We start from the raw sequence: 15,508 nt of genomic DNA on the forward strand, positions 1-15,508 counted from the left end.
TGCATCATCCCCCGTGCACTGCACACGGGCAGGGCTGCGCATCGTGGTGCAGCCCTGCGCTCATGGTAGGTCCCGTACCATGGTATAGAGTCAAGAGCCAGCACGTCGACGCGCTCAGTCGCGCGGCGCCGGTTGCTCCAGCACATCCGCGCATCCGAGCATGGCCAGGTCCGCTCGCAGCTTGAGCAGGGCGAGGTCCTTGGCCTTGGCCTCCAGCATCACGTCGAAGCGCAGGTCCTTCAGGTCCCGCAGGAATTCCGCGAACGTCCAGGGATCGACGTAATCGGCATGCTGGCGAAGAAGCGGCGCCTGCATGCGCGTCTGCTTTCCGCGGCCGACTTCGCGGCCATCCAGCCTCGGTGAGGAGAAGTGCAGCTTGGGAGTGCGGTTCTCGGCCCACGTCGCGAAGGCGGCCCGGACGGCCGCACCCATGGGCAGGTCGCCGGGATTGAGTCGATGATGATGGTGATCGAATACGACGGGCAGGCCGGTACGCTCGTGCACCCAGAGGCAGTCCTGCAGTGAGTAGCACGACTCATCGTTCTCGATCACGAGCCGCCTGCGCGCGGCCTCGGTGAGACGGCCGTAGTTGCGGACGAACCGCTCGAGAGAAGTGCTTCTGTCGCCGTACACACCGCCGAGATGCAGCACGACGACGGCCTCGTGTCCCTGCTCCATCGCATCGAGCAGCGTTGCCTGTGAGTCGAGGTCGGCGATCGCCTTGGTCGCAATCGAGTCGTCGGCGGCGTTGAGCACCACGTACTGCGAGGGGTGCAGCGACAGCCGGACATCCAGTTCGGCTGCCCGGCGGCCGACGTCAGCCAGCTCGGCCACGTGCGCCTCGATCTGGCGGTGGAACTGCGGCATGTCGGGGTGCGTCGCGTACGGTACGAAGTCGGAGGACATGCGGTACATCCGGATCCCCTCCTGGCGGAGGTAGTCGAGGATCCGGTGCAATCGCTCGATCGAGACCCCGATGCTCGGCCCCGATTGCCAGCGCCGCGTGTCGTGACTCGGCAGGCCGCCGCGTCCCAGCACCTTGACTGCGAACCCGAGCCGCCGCTCCTCCTGCGCCATCGTTTCCCTTCTGAGCTCCCTCGAGCCCGAAACCCCTTTTGCGGACTTCCTCATCCCGAGGTGACCGCAGGGATGATTCCGCGGGCGAGAGCGCTCCGATCGTTGCAACGGAGCCGTCGGTCGGCTGGCCCAGGTGGCCGGCGGCAGGATCGGACTGTATCGTCGTGCTCGCTCCTGTGCGTGGGCGGCAAACCGCCTTGATCAGACCCGATCGCCGAAATGATCCAGGAAGAACTGACGACGTCCGCCCTGCCCGTCCGCCTGCTCCTGAGCACCGCACTGCTCGTGCTCGCAGTGGTCGTGCTTCGATCCGTCGCCGCGCGCTTCATCCGCAGGCACGTACAGTCTGCGGACCTGCGGCGACGCTGGCTGGTGCAGACACGCAACGGACTCGCGCTGCTGTTGATGCTCGGCCTGGTCATGATCTGGGCGGAGGAGCTGCGCACCGTCGCGATCTCGATCGTCGCGATCGCGGTTGCCTTCGTGGTGGCGACCAAGGAGCTGATCCTGTGCGTCACGGGCTCGATCCTGAAGATGGCATCACGCTCCTTCGTGATCGGAGACCGGATCCAGGTCAAGGATTTCCGCGGCGACGTGATCGATCAGAACCTGCTCGCCACCACGATCCTGGAGGTGGGCCCCGGCAAGCTGACGCACCAGCGGACAGGGCGGATGGCCGTGATCCCGAACTCCCTCTTCGTGTCGGAGCCGGTGATCAACGAGAGCTACACGCACGACTACATCCTGCACGTCTTCACCATCCCGTTCAAACGCGAGGACGACTGGCAGAGTGCCTCCGAGGCTCTCCTCGCCTCGGCTCGGCGGCACTGCGCGCCGTACCTGGAGGACGTCCGCCGGCACATGGAGCAGCTCAGCCGGCAGCGTGGCCTGGACGTGCCGACCGTGGATCCGCGCGTGACGATCCAGGTGCCCGCCGCTGGGGAGGTTCACCTGGTGGTCCGGGTGCCATCGAAATCGGGCGAGCGCAGCCACATCGAGCAGTCGATCATGCTGGACGTGCTGGGCGGGACGCGCGCCGGCTGAGCGAGCGGATCTCCGCCTCCCGCAACCATTTAATCGTCAGTTAATAGCCCACCATCATCTTTGCCTCCGTTCCAACGAACGTGCACACAACGAACTGAGGCCTGTAAATGAATTCCTTGTGGATGCGCGCTGCAGCGGTGGTGCTGACAGCAGCGCTGGTGGCATGCGACGACGACCCGTCCGGCACGGCCCGTGTCGCTCGCGTGGAGCTGGATACGGACGCGCTCGAGCTGGTCGCGGGCGATTCGGCCGAAGTGACGGCCGTCGCGTTCAATGCCGAGGGCGACGTCGTGGCTGAGCCGATTCTCTGGCAGACGCTCAGTCCTGCGGTCGCCACCCTGCGGGTCAGTGGCGGCACGGCGGTCGTGCGGGCGGTAGCGGCGGGCACCGCGGTGATCGAAGCCGAGGCGGCGGGCAGGACGGCGCGCCTGGAGGTGAACGTCACACCGCGGCCGGTCGTGGCGAACGTCGTGATCCTGCCGACGACGGTGGTGCTGCAGCCGGGCGAGGAAGCAACGGTCGAGGCGCATGCGACGGCGGCTGCGGGCGAGCCGATCACGGGGCGGGATGTCGCATGGTCCACGACGGGACCGGCCGCGACGGTGACCGCCAACCCGGACGGCACGGCGACGGTCACGGGCGTTGCAGCCGGTGAGGTGGTGCTCAAGGCCGTGGTGGACGACGAGACGGGCGAGGCGATGGTCTACGTCATGGAGGACCTGCCGCCTGTGCAGGAGGTCGCGTCGATCGTGATCGAGCCGAGTGGCTTTTCCCTGCCGGTGAATCACGAGACGTCGCTGCAGGCGATCGCCAAAGCGGCGGACGGGACGCTCCTGCCGGACGTGGCATTCACCTGGTCGGTCACGGTGGACAGCGTTGCGGTCGTGACCCCGATCGGCGCCTCCGCGTTCGCGAGCTTCCGCGCGGTGAAGCCCGGCACCACGGAGGTGCGTGCGACGGCCGGCAACGTCACGGGCACTGCGCAGGTGACGGTACCGGCCGTACCCCCCTCCGCCGAGCAGCCGTACTACCTGGTCTTCCGCATGCCGCAGCGCGGCGTCTGGAGCGGCCTCGACATCACGCTGGCGGAGCACCTGTACGGCATCGGCGCGAACGGCCCGATCGCAAGCCCGGCGGTCACGTGGAGCGTGGAGGACGAGGACGTCGCCATGGTGGACGCCGGCGGGACCGTGCACGGCGTGAGTGCGGGCACAACGCGCGTGTGGGCGCAGAGCGGTGACGTGCGTGCGTCCATCGGTATCACGGTCTTTGATTTCCCGGAGAGCCCGAGCACCTGGGACCTGACCTTCGACTGGTGGGACGGTCAGTGGCACATGTCGCCTGCGATCGGAACGCAGACGTGGACCGATGACGCCGGCACGTCGCACGAAGTTTCGCTCTACGTGACCGGCGGGTCGCTGACACTGAGCGACGATGGCCAGTACGAACGGGTGCTGCGCGTGCAGGGATGGGCTCACGTCGGTGAATCCGGCCAGCTCGTCGTCGACCGGGAGGACGTGGATCATGGCACCTGGACGATCCTGGTCGGTGGTGCGACCGGATACGGGATGACGTCGAGCGTCACTCCGGGGCACGTCTTCGAGGTGCACCAGGCATTCAATGCGGGGCACATGGTGATGGTGGCCGAGCTCGGGGATGCGGCCGAGGACTCGTACATGTTCCGGCTGCGCCAGTGAGCGGCGAGGTGATCGAGGCCGCAGTCCAGGTCGGCGGCGATGTGACGCCGTACCTGCGCTGCGGCCGCGGCCCGCACGCCCGACTCGTGCTGGCCGTAGACGCCGCCGAGCGGCTGCGCCTCCTGTGTGCGGCGGCGGTCGGGTGTGTGGCGGTCGCGCCCCTGATCGATCCGGCTGCGGACGCGAACGTGCTGATCGGGCGGCTGCGCGGACTGCTGGAGGGGCTCGGCATGGAGGCGCCGGAGGTCGTGGCAGCGGCAGAGCTCGAGGAGGTCGCCGCCGCATTGCGGGAGGGGTAGCGTTCGCGGCCTGGCGTCCTTCACTTCCGGCGCCGAGTGCCGCAGATTTTTCGGATGGAGCAGCGCACCAGCGGTCGGCTGCCGGTCGAGCTGACACGCTTCATCGGCCGGCAGCGCGAGCTGGACGCGTTGCGACGAGTGGCGGGCGAGTCGCGCCTGCTGACGCTCACGGGTGCGGGCGGCAGCGGCAAGTCGCGGCTCGCCCTTCAGCTCGTCCAGACACTGACCGATGCGCCTGACGTGGCATGGGTCGAGCTGGCACCGCTGTCGGACGAGGCCCTGCTCCCTGCAGCGGTGCTGCGCGCACTGGGTGCACCGGCAGAAGGCGGAGCAGCAACCGCCGACACCATCGCGGGCGTGATCCGCGACCAGCCGCTGCTTCTCGTTCTCGACAACTGCGAGCACGTGGTCGACGCGTGCGCGAACCTCGTGCATGCGCTGCTGCAGCGCTGTGAATCACTGCGCGTTCTCGCGACCAGCCGCGAGGCACTGGGCGTCACCGGCGAGCGTGCCTGGCTGGTGCCGCCGCTCGACCTGCCGGACCCCGCCGCATCCGTCGCGGCGCTCGCGCAGTCGGACGCAGTGCAGCTCTTCATCGACCGGGCGCGCGACGTCGTCCCGGACTTCGCGCTCACGACTTCGAATGCATCCGACGTCGGTGCCATCTGCACGCGGCTGGACGGCATCCCGCTGGCCGTCGAGCTCGCGGCCGCGCGCGTGCGGCACATGACGCCCCGGCAGATCCATGAGCGACTCGACGACGCGTTCGCGCTGCTGACGTCGAGCGCCCGGACCGCGATGCCGCGCCACCGGACGCTGCGCGCAGCCATCGAGTGGAGCCATGACCTGCTGCCGGAGGCGGGGCGTGTCGTGCTGCGGCGACTGTCCGTGTTCCGCGGCGGGTTCACCCTCGACATGGTCGAGGACGTCGCAGCCGGCGAGGGCATCGACAGGAGCGACGTCCTCGACCTGGTGACACGACTCGCCGATCGTTCGATGCTGTTCGTGCGCGAGCGAGACGGTGAAGCCCGTTACCACATGCTCGAGACGATGCGGCAGTATGCCTCGCAGAAGCTGGACGACGCGGGTGAGGCGGAGCGGGTGCGTGCTCGGCTGGCCGATGCGGTGAGCGCACTCGTTGCCGAGGTCGAGCCATCGCTCACGACGACGGCACGACGCGCCGCGTTTGCACGGCTGGAACCGGAGCTGGACAACATCCGCGAAGTGCTGCCGTGGACACGCGAGCACACGCCGGAGCAGCACGTGCGGCTGGTCGGCAGTCTCTGGTGGTTCTGGTTCTCGTCGCGCCACTGGGTCGAGGCGCACGACTGGCTGACCGGCGCGCTGGCACTTCCGGCGGCGCAGGCGCGCACGGTCGAGCGGGGCAAGCTGCTCTTTGCGGCCGGCGCACTCGGTGCCCTGCGCGCACACTCGGACGCCGCCCGCCCGCTGCTCGAGGAAGCCGCGGCGATCGCGGCGGAAACCGGCGACGACAGGCTCGCAGCATACGCGAACAACTACATCGCGATGACGTGGGGCGCGTCGCTTTCGCCGCGCGCGGTGGAGTACGCCGAGCGGGCCGAAGCGTGGTTCCGTGCCCACGACGACCCGTACGGCCTGCGGCTCGCGCTGCTGCTGGGCGGAATGGGGCTCCACGGCGCGGGTCGCGCCGAGGAGGCGTGCGCCCGCATGGAAGAGGCGGTGCGCATCGCTCGCCGCTTCGGGCAGGACCGCGAGCTTGCCGTCGCGCTGCAGACCTATTCGACCGTGCTCATCGGCATCGGCCGGGTCGACGAGGTCGCGCCGCTGCTGCGTGAGTCGCTGTACGCGCTGCAGCGTGATCCCTCATTCCTTTTCGTCGCCCGGGCAATCGACTACGTCGCATACAGCCTGGCAGAGCAGGATCCACGCACTGCGGCCCGCCTGCTCGGTATCGCCACGGCCATGCGGCGGCACATCGGTGCGAACCGCTTCGCGCACGATGAGGTGCGCATGCAGCGCCTGATCGACGTGCTGCGCGACCGGCTGGGCGATGCGTACGATCCGGCATTCGATGAGGGCCTGGCCGTGCCGCCGGGCGGGGCCATCGACCAGGTGCTCGGCAAAGCGGATGGCAGCGGCTACGAGGGCATACGGGCTGATCTCGCCGAAGCCGGTGAGTCCGCTTCACCGCAAGCTTCCGCAGGCGCGCGCCCCGAGGGCAACACGCACGCGAGCCCCGAGACTGGCACGGCCAGGCAGTTCGGCAGCGGTGCCGACCTGAGCGTGCGCATGCTCGGCGCCTTCGAGGTCGTAGTCGATGGCAAGCCGGTGGAAGGCTGGACCTACGGCAAGCCTCGCGAATTGCTCGCCCTGCTGCTGCTCGATCCGGCAGGGCTCACGCGCACGGAGGTCGGACAGGCCCTCTGGCCCGACGCGGCCCCGGGCCAGGTGCGCAACAGCTTCCATGTCACGCTGCACCACCTGCGCAAGGCGCTGGGTCGGGCGGATCGTGTCGTCCTGGCCGGGGAACGGTACCGGATCGCGCCGGACGTCACGGTTGCGTTCGATGCAGCGACCTTCGAGCGGCTTGCACGCCGTGCACTCGCCAGCACCGAGCCATCACAGGCCACCATCGAGGTGATGCGTGATGCGCTGGCGCTGTATCAGGGTGCGTTCCTGGCCGGAGAGTCTGCAGGTGCCTGGCGCGACGAGGTGCAGGACCGGCTGCGCCGGCTGCGCTGCGATCTCGGCGTCCGCCTGGCCGGCGCACTGGAGAGCGCAGGCAGTGCCGAGGAGGCGCTGCGGGAATACGAGCGGGTGATCGCGGACGAGCCGGTGCACGAGCCCGCACACCGTGGCCTGATGCGCACCCTCGCCGCAACGGGCCAGCGCGCGCACGCGCTCCGCGCGTTCGAGCGCCTGCAGCACGTGCTGGAAGCGCTCGAGCTGACACCGGAGCCGGAGACGCTGGAGCTGCTCGGGCGCATCCGCAGCGCGGCCGTACTGGACGCCTGATCTACTGCCCGCTGTTCCAGATGAGCTGGAACTCCAGCTCCTCGACGCCGGCAGTACGCTCGTGCTCGATGTTGAACGTCGCCGAAGCGGGAACGCGCAGGCGCTCACCGGCCACCTGGATACTGAATGCGCCGCCATCCTCGATGGCGTCGGCCAGGCGGCGCAGCTTGGCAACGAACTGCGCGCGCGAGTACGTGCGCGACAGGTCACGGTCGGGTCTGGAGCTCATGCGGTCACTCGTTCGGGTGATCGTTCGCGGCAGCGTCAGCGGGGCTTCGGACGACGCTTCCCTTCCCTATCCCTCGCCGGCTTCGGCTTCTTCTTCGGCTTCGGCGCCGGCAGCGCGTCCGCAGTTACGCGAAACAGCTGCGACATCATCTCGCGATCATCGAGGTACTCGTCGACGACGAAGTACGGCTTCGCGCCCGGGTAGGGCGGCGCTTCGGCAACGGAGGGGAGCAGCGCACGCGCGGCGTCGGTCGGCTTGAGGAACAGCTGGTTGTCGCAGACGAGTGCGACGACCTTCTGCCCCACGTACACCGCGTACTCACCGAACATCTTCCGGTACGAGACGTCGCCGACGCCCCGTACCTGGTCGTGCACACTCTGGACGAACTCCTCGTCCGACGCCATACCGACCTCCGTTGCCGTGACGCTAGCGCAGCGGGCGCTCGTCGTTGCGCAGCGCGTCCTCCGCGAGCCATGGCCGTGCGCCGAACGGGCGCTGCTGCGGCCAGTACTCGTCCAGCGTCATGCCGTCGTACAGCACGCCGCCCTTCATGACCAGCTCGATGTCCGCGGTGGCGCGGATGTCCTCGAGCGGGTTGCGCTCGAGCACGAGCAGGTCAGCGAGCTTGCCGACCTCGATGGAGCCCAGGTCCTGCTGCGCGCCCAGGAAGCGGGCACCGTGCAGGCTCGCGACTTCCAGAGCGCCGTAGTTGCCGAGCGCACTCGCACCCATCCAGATCTCCCAGTGCGAGGCGAGCCCGTGGTGCTCGCCGTGCCCCCCGATCGCGCCGTAGCCACCCTCGGCAATGATGTCGGCCATGCCCTGCGCGAGCAACGGGAAGCTGTAGTCGGTATCCGGGCGCAGCGTGCGGCGGCGCAGGTGTCCCGCGTTCATGCGCCACGGCATCCACAGGCGCTGCTTCGCGTCGCGCCACACGTCCGATTCGGCGAACCAGTACTCGATGTTCCACGGGCCCGGACCCGAGACGACCAGGGTTGGCGAGTAGTAGAACCCGGCGCGGCCGAGGAACTTCGCGAGGTCGCCGTACAGCGGCACCTCGCTGAAGGGGTGCTCGAAGCCGGTCTGGCCGTCCATCACCATGGAGAGGTTGTAGAAGATGTCGCCGCTCTCCGCGGTGACCATGATCCCCTTCTCGCGTGCGACGTCGGAGACCCACTGCCGCTGCGTGCGCTTCGGCTGCTGGTACTGCTTCAGGCTCACGGCGCCCCACGACTGCAGCCGGTCGATGTCATGGGCGGCCTGCTCACGACTCGTCAGCTCGTTCTGCCGGGCTGCGTCGCCACTGTACAGCGGGTCGCCCGTGCTGTACGTGCGCGGACCGATCATGCGGCCCGCCTCGATCAGCTCGGCGGTCGGGAAGATGTTCTGCGACCACATCGAGTTGTCGAGGTTCGTCGTGACGCCGTACGCCAGGTACATCGCGACCTCGTAGTCGCGCAGCGGACGGTGGCCGCGGTGCTCGCGGTAATGATGCGCGTGCATGTCGATGAAGCCCGGCACGATCGTCCGGCCGCTCAGATCGACGACGGAGTCGGCGGCGGCGACGTCGCATGCACCGACACACGCGATGCGTGCGCCCTGCACCACGACCGTGCCGCGCTCGATGACGGAGTCCGCGCCCAGGGTGACGATACGCGCGTTCGTCAGCGCGATCGTGCCCTCGGGTGTACGGCGCGGCACGCTGAGCGTGATCGTCGTCGTGTCGCCGACCTCGCGGTCCACGCGGTACGTGTAGTAGCGCTGGCCGCTGCCGAACTCGACCGTTACCGAGTCGCGCCAGCGCGGGAACAACCCGCCCGTCGTGCTGAGCGTCTTCACCGGGAAGCGCCCGCGCTTCTTGTCGACGGTCATCGTGTCGGTGCCGGTACCGTTCCACGGCAGCGCGCTGACGTACACGTTGTCGCCGGCCTGGAACGCGACCCAGCGGCCGTTCGGTGAAGGCACCGCCTCGTCGGCATCGGGGATGAGCAGGTGCGTACGCTCGTCGAGCCCGTCGCGCGTGACGGAGACGAGCGCAGTCACGTTGTCGCTGCCGCGCCGCTGCATCGCCGGATAGAAGATGCGATTGTCCGGTCCCCAGCTCGGCTGCAGGATCGCGCGCCGCGCCGCATTGGACGGGTTCGCATCCACGGGCGTCGCGACGCGGGCAACCTGCGTGACGGCTCCGCCATCGGCGGAGATGCGTACGACGTCCCACCACGGGTTCTGCGTGAGGGTCCCACCGCGCTCCGTGGCGCCGGCGCCTCGCGCGGCGACGATGTCGCGGCCATCCGGGCTCCATGCGACGTGCACGTACTCGCCCGCCTCGCGCGTGAGCCGCTCGGGCGAGCCGCCGCTGGAGCGCACCTTCCAGATGTGCCCGCCCGCGGTGTCGTCCCACGTGGTGAACGCGATCCAGCGGCCGTCGGGCGACCAGGTGGGTGCGAACTCCTGCAGTCCGGCGTGGCCGGTGCGCGCGTCCTCGCGGCCGAACGACTCGGAGGTCAGCCGCCTGGGCGTGCCGTTCGGCAGGTCCTGCACCCAGATGCGGCCGATCGCCTGGAACGCGACGCGCCGGGCGTCAGGCGAGCCGGTGTGCCAGCGCAGGAAGCGCGCAGTGAAGGAGCCATCGTCGATGCGGAAGCTGCGGTATGCCATTTCCGAGATCGTGCGCTCGACCTGCGCCTCGAACGGCACGGTCTCGACGGCGCCCGATGCCACGTCGACGCGCTTCACGCGGCCACCCTGCGAGATCAGGATCGAGCGGCCGTCAGCAGTCCAGGAGTAGCCCGGCAGAACGCGCAGGCTCTTGGAGCCGCTTTCGTGCGCGATCTCGATGGGATCGACCAGAATGCGCTCGGCGCCGGTCTCGAGGTCGCGCAGCCAGAGCGCGGTGCGCGGGCCGAAGCTGTGGCCCTTGAACGAGACAGTCGCGTCGGGCAGCTGCCGGCCGAACGCGAGCCAGCGACCGTCGGGCGAGATCTCCGGCGCGAATGCGCCGCCGCTCGAGGCTCGGCCCGCGGCCGCACCCTGTGCGCGACCGACAGTAACGGCGGTCACATCGCCGTTCTTCAGCTCCAGCCGCCGGACCTGGTAGTCGCCGGCCAGCGCGTCGCCACCCGAGCGGACGTGATAATAGACGTAGCGTCCATCGCTCGAGACCGACGGCCAGTGCGCGCTGTTGTCCTCCAGGATCTGGACACCCTGTCCGCCGTCGCGGTGCAGCATCCAGAGCCCGCCGCCGTTGCGATTCGCATCGGGACCGGCAGGCTGCCGCTTCACGACGATGTACTCACCATCGGGCGTCCACGCGGGCGTCAGCATGCGCGCGTTGTCGTCGCGGTGCACGATGCGCGGGTCGCTGCCGTCCGCGTTCATGACCCACAGGTTGTTCTGTCCCGTGCGATCCGAGATGAAGGCGATCGTGCGGCCGTCCGGCGAGACGGCGGGATGGTAGTTGAGTGCGACGCCGCTGTTCTGTGTGAGCGACTCCGCGGCTCCACCCTGCGCGGGCACACGCCAGACGTGGCCGAGCAGGTCGAACACGATCCAGCCGTCCGGCGCGACATCGATGGAGAGCGATGAGCCCTCGTCCGTCGTGAAGGAGATCAGGCGAGTGTCGCCGCGCGGCGTGCTGATGTCCCAGCTGCTGCGTGAGGTCGGCTCCGGCTGCTGGTCCTGCGCCTGCACGGTGGCTGCGCAGAGGGCGGACAGGGCGACGACCAGCAGTCCGCTGCGGCCATGGTGTCTCGTCATGGACGGTCCAGGTCGGTTGGTTCGTGTTGTGGTGTGTGGCGGCAAGGTACGACATCGGCGGCGGGCGCGCGACTCCCGCGCAGGATCAGTCCGTCTCGCCGTCGCCGATGAAGACGTTGAGCACGATGCTGACGATGCTGACGATGAGGGAGCCGACGAGCGCGGGGATGAACCCGTCCACGTGGAAGGCGAGGCCCAGCTCGGTCGCGAGTGCGCTGGTAAGCCACAGCATCAGCGCATTGAGCACGAAGATGAAGAGGCCGAGCGTGAGCAGCACCAGCGGGCAGGTGAGCATGAGCAGGATGGGCCGGACGATCGCGTTCACGATGCCGAACAGCAGCGCCACACCGAGCAGGTGCCAGAGCGGGCCCTCGTGCGAGATGCCGGGCACGAGGTAGACCGCGACCCAGAGCGCGGCAGCGGTGGCGACCAGCCGGAGGAGGAAGCTCATGCTGCAGCATGGCGCGCCGGCGCCTGCGTGGCAAGTCGCTCGTCCGTCAGGACGGGGGTGAGCAGCATGCGACGCCGTTCGTCCTGCAGCGTTGCGCCGGCCGGCCCGCTTCTGCTTGCCGCGCCGACGACGGAGGCCCTACCTTGCCTCGTCTGGCCGACAGGTGACCTGCCAGCGCGGCGCGCCCGCGCACGTAACGTCCGACTCCGAGCCGAGGCGATCCATGGTCGTCGTGCGACCGCTCCCGAACATGCAGACGCGCGCCCTGCTGCTGTCGCTGGCCGCGCTGCTGGTGCCGGTGATCGGCGCATTCGCGTTTCCGGACGGCGCACGGCAGTACGAGGCGCTTCTCTGGCTGCTCGCCCTGGTCCCGGCGTTCCTGCTCGCGTACCAGCGCGGCTGGCGTGGCGTGGCGACCGCGCTCGCGCTCGGGATGGCCACCCTCTCCGTGACGTATGCGGTCACGGCCGCGCTGGGACGCGGCCTGCCGGACATGCTGCCGGGCGTGATCGTCTTCTACCTCGCGATCACCTTCGCCATCGGCATCTTCGCCGAGCGCATGCATCGCGACCGGGCCCGCGAGACCGAGGCCGCGTCAGCACTGCTCGACGCGCTCACCGCCCTGCCCAACCACCTGCACGCCGAGCTGTTCCTGGAGCGCGAGTTCGCGGCCGCCGTGCGTGGCCGGCCACTCTCCGTCGTGCTTTTCGACTTCGACGATTTCGAGCGCTACAACCTGCAGCACGGCCGCGGCGCCGGCGATGGCGTGCTGCGCGCATTCGCGACCCTGCTGCGCGCCAACACCCGGCGCATGAACCTCGCCGCGAGATGGCGGGGCGATTCCTTTCTCTGCATCCTCGGCGGCGCGGACGAGGAGGGGGCATTGATCTTTGCCGGCCGCACGCAGGAGAAGCTGCGCGGCGCGGCAGGCCCCTACCCGCTGCCGAACGTCAGTGCCGGCATCGCGGCGTACCGGCACGACGTCGACGACGCGCAGGACCTCATCCGGCGGGCGGAGCAGGCACTCCAGGAGGCGCGCGAAGCGGGCGGCGACCGCGTGCGCATCCACGGCCGCTCGCTCGACGAGCTGCGTGGCGCACAGTCGATCGCGGACGCGATCGCGCGCGCACGTGCCGGCCATGCCGATGCAGGCGCCGGCGAGGAGGACGGACGTCGCGTGCGTACGGCGTGCGTGCTGATGCAGGACGAGTCCCGCAGGCGCCGCATGGTGGGCCAGCTCGAGCAGCTCGGCTTCAGCGTGCATGAGGACGTGCTGGACGGCCTGTTCCCGCTGACCAGCGAATACGACGTCGTGGCCATCGACGTCACGACGCCTGGCGGACGCGATCTCGTGCGTTCCGTGCGCGAGCGCTATCCCACGACGCGGCTGCTCGGCATCCTCGATCCCGTCGCACCGATCGACCCGGACGTGCTGGGCACGCGCGTCGACGGGTACTGGCATGACCACATGCCCGCCGGCCTGCTGAACGCGAACCTGCGCGAGCTGGTGCTCGAGCGACAGCGGATGGTGGACGTCGCGCTCAACGCGCGGCAGCTGCGCGAGGAGGTGCGCGCGCGTGAGCGCGAAGGCCGCGCTGCGCTGGAGGAAAGCGAAGCGCGCTTTCGCGCAGCGGCGCAGGCGCTCAGGGACATCGTCATCCGTACGGACCGGACCGTGCGCATCACGTTCGTAAATGCCGCCTGGACCCGGCTGCTGGGCCCGGCCGCGGCCGGTGCAGTCGGCAAGCCCCTCGCGGACTACATCCACGAGGATCACCGGGACGAGGTCCTGCACGAGATCGACGAGGTGCTGAGCGGCGCACGGACCGAGGTGCGACGGGAGGTGCGCTTCATCGTCAATGGCACGACACAGCGACTCACCCTGATGCTGCAGCCCGTGCACGGCTACGGCAGCCGGGTCGAGGGTCTCGCGGGCACGATGTCCCCACTTGCAGACGAGCGAGCAGCCGCGACGTCCGACGAAACGAGCGGAGCCGACTGAGCGACGCTGTCGCAGGAGAAAAAAGAAGCGGGTGCGGCCGGATCGCCGCACCCGCTTCGTGCTTCGATGCGCGCTGCTAGAAGACGACGCCGATCGCGACGCCCTCGCGGTCACCCAGCGTACCGCCGAAACGGATCATGAAGTCCTGGGACAGCCGCAGGTCGAGGCCCAGGTCGACCGCCAGGTCGAGATCCGCGTCGGTGTCATCCTCCGGGCCGTCGCCGCCGAAGAGCAGGTCGAGCACCACGCGCGGGGATACGTACGGCGTGAAGAGCGCGCCCTCCGCACGGAACGTGTGGCCGGCGATCAGCCCGAGCGGAACGCTCAGCGCCGCACCGTCGGACACGCCGATGCCGGCACCCACGATCCAGTCGACATCCAGCGGGAACTCGTTGCTCGAGCGCGTGATCCCGCCCTCGAAGTCCAGGCCGAGCAGCACACCGACGTCCTCGTCATGCGCCTCGGCGATGCCCGCGCGCAGACCGAAGTTCCACTGCGGTGCGCGCCACGTGCCGATCAGGCCGAGGTCGCCGCCATAGACGTCGGCAACGAAGATTCCGAAGCCGGGCATGTCGCGCGGCGCTACCAGCAGCGGCGTGTCCCACGCGATCTGTGCATGGGCCGATGCCGGCAGTACGAGCAGTGCTCCAACGATCAGCAGCCTCTTCAGCATTGATTTCTTCCCTTGAGAGTCGTGTCAGCGCATCAGCTCTGCGACCACGCGCTGGCGATAGTCGAAGATGCTGCGCAGTTGTCGGCCGACGATCATTGCATGTGCGATCCGGCCGAGCCATCCGAACGGCATTTCGTACTCTACGACGTCCACGATCTCCGTTGCGTCACCTACCGGCCGAAACTCGTGCACATGACGCCAGCTCCGGTACGGGCCGCGCACCTGCTGGTCCACGAACCGGTACGGCGGGTCGTACTCCGTGATCTCCGACGTCCATCGCTGCGGCACCCCCAGCGGCCGGATCCGGTAGTGAATCCTCAGCCCGCGCCGCATCGAGACCGCCTCGCCCGCCATCATCCGGAACTGCAGCCATGGTGGCGTGATGCGGCAGAGGTTCCGCGGCTCCTCGTAGAACGCGAACGCCTCCTCCAGCGGCCGTGAGACCACCTGGCGCCGCTCGAAACGATAGGTGCTCATGTCCGGCTGGCCGTTACCGGGGTCTGTCCGCGCACGCTCATGGCGCCCTCCCCTTCGAGGTGCCATACGATCCCCCGGCACGGCGTTGGCGTCAAGAGTTGCGCACGACAGCGGGAACTGCGTCGGGCATGAGTAGGCGCGCACGCGCCCGCGCCAGGGCAGGTGCGAGTGAGGCTGGGGGGCAGAGCTGTCTGGATGATCTGAACGGCGGGAGGGGGCGGCGTGAGCCCGGCGGGGCCGGGCTCACATGGCGTCTTCAGGAGCGCACGAACTGGGCGTCGATGGTCAGCTTGACCTCGTCGCTCACCATCACGCCGCCGGTCTCGAGGGCCTGGTTCCACTTCAGGCCGTACTCGTTGCGGTTCAGCTTGCCGGTCGCGGTGAACGCGGCACGGTCGCCGCCCCACGGGTCTCTGGCGCGGCCGAGGTCCTCGACATCGAGCGTGATCTCCTTCGTCGTACCGCGGATCGTGAGATCGCCCGTCATCTTCACGCCGTCACCCGAACGCTCGACGCGGCGGCTGACGAACGTAAGCTTCGGGTGGTTCTCCACGTCGAAGAAGTCCGCCGAGCGCAGGTGCGCATCCCGCTTGTCCTCGCGGGTATCGATCGAGTTCACGTCGATCTCGACCTCCACCTTCGAGCGCTCGATGCTCGACTCGTCCAGCACCAGCGTCCCGCTCACGGTGCCGAACCGTCCCTTGACCGTGGTGATCATCAGGTGCCGCACGGAAAATTCCACGGCGGTGTGCGCCGGATCGATGGTCCACGTGCTGGTCGCGGTGTCGTGTGTCGCCTGGCTCATG

General features: G+C 69.0%; 13 protein-coding genes. 5 read left to right on the plus strand and 8 right to left on the minus strand.

Annotated features, from left to right (window positions below; translation table 11 throughout):
• Positions 1–114 precede the first annotated feature (114 nt).
• Positions 115–1,077, minus strand: coding sequence for a UV DNA damage repair endonuclease UvsE (uvsE, locus tag VFU06_10815; protein ID HEU5209875.1), 963 nt, complete (start codon positions 1,075–1,077; stop codon positions 115–117).
• A gap of 219 nt (positions 1,078–1,296) precedes the next feature.
• Here uvsE and VFU06_10820 point away from each other — a divergent pair, with 219 nt between their 5' ends.
• From VFU06_10820 to VFU06_10835, 4 genes are all read left to right on the plus strand, one after another.
• Positions 1,297–2,121 (plus strand): mechanosensitive ion channel domain-containing protein, encoded by an 825-nt coding sequence (locus tag VFU06_10820; protein ID HEU5209876.1) that lies wholly within the window; start codon positions 1,297–1,299, stop codon positions 2,119–2,121.
• A gap of 107 nt (positions 2,122–2,228) precedes the next feature.
• Positions 2,229–3,818 (plus strand): Ig-like domain-containing protein, encoded by a 1,590-nt coding sequence (locus tag VFU06_10825; GenBank protein HEU5209877.1) that lies wholly within the window; start codon positions 2,229–2,231, stop codon positions 3,816–3,818.
• Positions 3,815–4,117 (plus strand): hypothetical protein, encoded by a 303-nt coding sequence (locus VFU06_10830; GenBank protein ID HEU5209878.1) that lies wholly within the window; start codon positions 3,815–3,817, stop codon positions 4,115–4,117. Before VFU06_10825 ends, VFU06_10830 begins: the two co-directional genes overlap by 4 nt.
• 54 nt (positions 4,118–4,171) lie before the next feature.
• A complete protein-coding gene (locus tag VFU06_10835; GenBank protein HEU5209879.1) occupies positions 4,172–7,114 on the plus strand; it encodes a BTAD domain-containing putative transcriptional regulator in 2,943 nt (980 codons plus the stop codon).
• Between the two features lies 1 nt (position 7,115).
• Here the strand turns inward: VFU06_10835 and VFU06_10840 are convergent, their stop codons facing one another.
• From VFU06_10840 to VFU06_10855, 4 genes are all read right to left on the minus strand, one after another.
• Entirely contained in the window at positions 7,116–7,343 is a 228-nt protein-coding gene (locus VFU06_10840) for an amphi-Trp domain-containing protein (GenBank protein HEU5209880.1), read from the minus strand.
• 35 nt (positions 7,344–7,378) lie between these two features.
• The gene (locus VFU06_10845) at positions 7,379–7,747 is read right to left on the minus strand and encodes a TfoX/Sxy family protein (GenBank protein ID HEU5209881.1); all 369 of its coding nucleotides are present in this window, start codon (positions 7,745–7,747) and stop codon (positions 7,379–7,381) included.
• A gap of 22 nt (positions 7,748–7,769) precedes the next feature.
• Positions 7,770–11,099: an amidohydrolase family protein gene (locus tag VFU06_10850; protein ID HEU5209882.1), complete on the minus strand. Its 3,330-nt coding sequence runs from the start codon at positions 11,097–11,099 to the stop codon at positions 7,770–7,772.
• A gap of 85 nt (positions 11,100–11,184) precedes the next feature.
• Positions 11,185–11,550 carry a phage holin family protein gene (locus tag VFU06_10855; GenBank protein ID HEU5209883.1) on the minus strand — a complete coding sequence of 122 codons (366 nt, stop codon included), beginning with the start codon at positions 11,548–11,550 and terminating at the stop codon, positions 11,185–11,187.
• Between the two features lie 223 nt (positions 11,551–11,773).
• On the opposite strand from VFU06_10855, the gene VFU06_10860 reads away from it, so the two are divergent.
• On the plus strand, positions 11,774–13,552 hold the full coding sequence (locus tag VFU06_10860; protein ID HEU5209884.1) for a diguanylate cyclase: 1,779 nt from the start codon (positions 11,774–11,776) through the stop codon (positions 13,550–13,552).
• Positions 13,553–13,628: 76 nt separating this feature from the next.
• On the opposite strand, the gene VFU06_10865 is transcribed toward VFU06_10860, so the two are convergent.
• From VFU06_10865 to VFU06_10875, 3 genes are all read right to left on the minus strand, one after another.
• Complete coding sequence (locus VFU06_10865; protein ID HEU5209885.1) at positions 13,629–14,225, minus strand: hypothetical protein; 597 nt, start codon at positions 14,223–14,225, stop codon at positions 13,629–13,631.
• A 24-nt stretch (positions 14,226–14,249) separates the two neighbouring features.
• Positions 14,250–14,702 (minus strand): SRPBCC family protein, encoded by a 453-nt coding sequence (locus VFU06_10870; protein HEU5209886.1) that lies wholly within the window; start codon positions 14,700–14,702, stop codon positions 14,250–14,252.
• 256 nt (positions 14,703–14,958) lie between these two features.
• Positions 14,959–15,508, minus strand: a 550-nt coding sequence (locus tag VFU06_10875) for a YceI family protein (protein HEU5209887.1), incomplete at its 5' end; no start/stop codon positions are given.

This window comes from Longimicrobiales bacterium, from assembly GCA_035764935.1.
In the GTDB taxonomy this organism is placed as follows: domain Bacteria; phylum Gemmatimonadota; class Gemmatimonadetes; order Longimicrobiales; family RSA9; genus DASTYK01.

Coding starts and splice junctions, on each gene's coding strand:
- uvsE (HEU5209875.1), bottom strand. CDS start 1,077: ATGGCGCAGGAGGAGCGGCGGCTCGGGTTCGCAGTCAAGGTGCTGGGA.
- VFU06_10820 (HEU5209876.1), top strand. CDS start 1,297: ATGATCCAGGAAGAACTGACGACGTCCGCCCTGCCCGTCCGCCTGCTC.
- VFU06_10825 (HEU5209877.1), top strand. CDS start 2,229: ATGAATTCCTTGTGGATGCGCGCTGCAGCGGTGGTGCTGACAGCAGCG.
- VFU06_10835 (HEU5209879.1), top strand. CDS start 4,172: ATGGAGCAGCGCACCAGCGGTCGGCTGCCGGTCGAGCTGACACGCTTC.
- VFU06_10840 (HEU5209880.1), bottom strand. CDS start 7,343: ATGAGCTCCAGACCCGACCGTGACCTGTCGCGCACGTACTCGCGCGCG.
- VFU06_10845 (HEU5209881.1), bottom strand. CDS start 7,747: ATGGCGTCGGACGAGGAGTTCGTCCAGAGTGTGCACGACCAGGTACGG.
- VFU06_10850 (HEU5209882.1), bottom strand. CDS start 11,099: ATGACGAGACACCATGGCCGCAGCGGACTGCTGGTCGTCGCCCTGTCC.
- VFU06_10855 (HEU5209883.1), bottom strand. CDS start 11,550: ATGAGCTTCCTCCTCCGGCTGGTCGCCACCGCTGCCGCGCTCTGGGTC.
- VFU06_10860 (HEU5209884.1), top strand. CDS start 11,774: ATGGTCGTCGTGCGACCGCTCCCGAACATGCAGACGCGCGCCCTGCTG.
- VFU06_10865 (HEU5209885.1), bottom strand. CDS start 14,225: ATGCTGAAGAGGCTGCTGATCGTTGGAGCACTGCTCGTACTGCCGGCA.
- VFU06_10870 (HEU5209886.1), bottom strand. CDS start 14,702: ATGAGCACCTATCGTTTCGAGCGGCGCCAGGTGGTCTCACGGCCGCTG.